This window comes from Mycolicibacter nonchromogenicus, assembly GCF_002101775.1.
In the GTDB taxonomy this organism is placed as follows: domain Bacteria; phylum Actinomycetota; class Actinomycetes; order Mycobacteriales; family Mycobacteriaceae; genus Mycobacterium; species Mycobacterium nonchromogenicum.
Genome location: NZ_LQPI01000005.1, coordinates 1 through 1,983 on the forward strand (window position 1 = coordinate 1; position 1,983 = coordinate 1,983).

A 1,983-nucleotide genomic window follows, 5' to 3' on the forward strand; every position below is an offset into this window, starting at 1 on the left:
GAGGGTGCCTTCGGTGGTGACGAACGGTGTGAACAGGGCGTCGAACATGTCCTCGAGATCGGCGTGCGCCGGCGCGGTAAGGGGGGCGATCGTCATAACCGCGGCGATCCCGACAACCTTGCTGGCCACACCCCTGCTGCGGTGACGAGACATCTCGACGAACCCTTCTCGTGGACCTGCCCGGTTTCTTAAGCGTTTCTGAGAAGGTAAACGAGTTACTTAGCCGACGCAAGGTTGCGCCGGAGAGCCGGAGAGCCCCGCCGTGGACCCGGCCCGCACTGACGCCTAGGCCGCCGTGACCGTCACCTTGATGGTGGCGGCGCCGGGGTCGGATGCGATGGTCAGCACCGAAGCGTTGGGCCCGGAGGTGACCTGCCCGCCGATGACGTCCACGGTGTAGCCGTTCGGATATTGGCTGGCCGGAACCGAGATGGTGGTCTGCGAACCGGCCCCGAAGGTTCCAGATCCGTCGGCCTGGTCCGTGGAGTAGCTGAGGGAGAAGACGCCGTTGGTGAATGACCACGAGGTCGGGATGCCCGAGATCGCCTGCGGGTAGGGCTGAGCCAGGACATCGAGCTTGCCCCAGTTCACGTTGTCGCCGTCCGGCGGTTTGGTCAGGTCATAGACCAGTGCCTGATCTTCCGGAGACGTGCTGGTGATGTCCTTGCCGGTGTAAGCCCATTCGGTCCAGCCGAACAGATAGCGGTTCGCGGCCTCCAGGCTCGCACCGATGGTCGGAAGATTGTTGGTCGCGCCGAATTCACTGAGCCAGCCCGGGATGTTGTGCTCTTGCGCGTATTCCGCCGCGAACCCGAGAACCACATCGGCGTTCCAGTCACAGCCGAAGCTCAAGCCCGGGAACAGCGCGTTCACCATGCAGTAGTGGTGGAACGAGAAGGCCGTGTTCGGGTCGTCCACGGTGCCGAGGTGGTTCCGTACCGGGAGGCTGGCCTCCAGGGTGCTGGGACCGAAGAACACGGTCTTGTTCGGGTCGACCGATCGGATGGCCGCGTCGATCTGGTTGTAGAACGGCGTCAACTGCTGGGCGTCGAAGTACGGATTGCCCAACAGGCTCCCCAGCGTCTGAGTGCCGGACCACGGTTCGTTCATGATCTCGTAGCCCGCGACGTTGGGGTCGCCCTTGAAGTAGTCGGCCACGGCCTGCCACATGAGCGCGTAGTGGTTCTGCAGGCCGATGCCGTCCGGGGCCTTCTCATTGGCCCAGAACGCGTCCCAGGCATAGTTCTGCGCCGGGCTGACGAAGTAGCTGCCCGGGAAACCGGCGTCGACATTGGGCAGCCCGCCGGTCAAGACCGCCCAGTCCGGAGCGCCGTCCCCGCCCAAACTGCCGCTGTAGAGGTCTTGGTGCATGTCCAGAATCGCAACGATCTTGTGGTTGGCCAGCATCTGGACGGTCTGCTGGATCGAGGCCAGGTAGGCGTAGTCGATCACGCCGGGCTCGGGTTCCACCCCAGCCCAGATGACCCCTAGCCGCACGGCGTTGAAGCCGTTGGCGGCCAGGAAGGCCGCGTCTTCCTCGCTGAAGCCGCCGGCGGACGGCTCGTACGGCGCAACCTTGTAGACCTGGTTGAGTCCGTGCCAGATCACCACCTGGCCGTCGGCGTTGGTGAACCAGCCGTTGGAGACCTGGACCGGCGCGTCGACGATTCCGGTGTAGCCGCCGGGCAGGGTGCCGAACTGGCCGACGTCGCCGTGGGTGCCGTAGAGCAGGCCGGCGACGCCGCCGGCGCCGCCGAGCGCGGGCAGTCCGGCCAGGGTGGCGCCGTCGCCGGCGTCTCCGCCGTCGCCGCCGTTGCCCCACAGCCAGCCACCGGTGCCGCCGTCGCCTCCGGCGGCGCCTTGGCCGCCGGAGCCGCCTGCGCCGCCGTTGCCGAACAGTCCGATGGCCGAGCCGCCGGCGCCGCCGGCGACGCCGTCGGTGGTGCTGTTCCAGCCGTTGCCGCCGTCACCGAAGAGCCAGCC

The 1,983-nt window shown here is 66.9% G+C and carries 1 protein-coding gene; it reads right to left on the reverse strand.

The features are described 5' to 3' along the window. Positions 1-285: 285 nt before the first annotated feature. A partial coding sequence (locus AWC18_RS00225; protein WP_085136939.1) for a cellulase family glycosylhydrolase occupies positions 286-1,983 on the reverse strand: 1,698 nt, incomplete at its 5' end.